The organism is Entomohabitans teleogrylli, from assembly GCF_001484765.1.
GTDB lineage: Bacteria > Pseudomonadota > Gammaproteobacteria > Enterobacterales > Enterobacteriaceae > Entomohabitans > Entomohabitans teleogrylli.
Map to the genome: position 1 here is coordinate 1 of NZ_LLXO01000131.1, position 309 is coordinate 309.

Below are 309 nucleotides of genomic sequence, written 5' to 3' on the forward strand. Positions count from 1 at the left end.
GGTTCGGAAAAGAGTATTGCCCTGAACATTACCAATGACAGTACCACGATGCCATACCTTGCCCAGGGGTGGATCGAGGATGAGCAGGGGAAAAAGATCAGCAGTCCGCTGGTAGTGGTACCGCCGCTGCAGCGTCTGGAGCCGCAGGGCAAGAGCATGATCCGTATTAACGCGCTGCCGGATGCGGCGTCGCTGCCCCAGGACAGGGAAACCGTCTTTTACTTCAGCGTGCGCGAAGTGCCGCCGAAGAGCGATCGTCCCAATGTGATGCAACTGGCGCTGCACACCAAAATCAAGCTGTTCTACCGT

General features: G+C 57.3%; 1 protein-coding gene. It reads left to right on the forward strand.

The genetic code is table 11. The features are described from left to right. Positions 1-309: fimbria/pilus periplasmic chaperone (locus tag AQ981_RS25570; protein WP_154675998.1), on the forward strand; the 309-nt coding region annotated here is incomplete at both ends.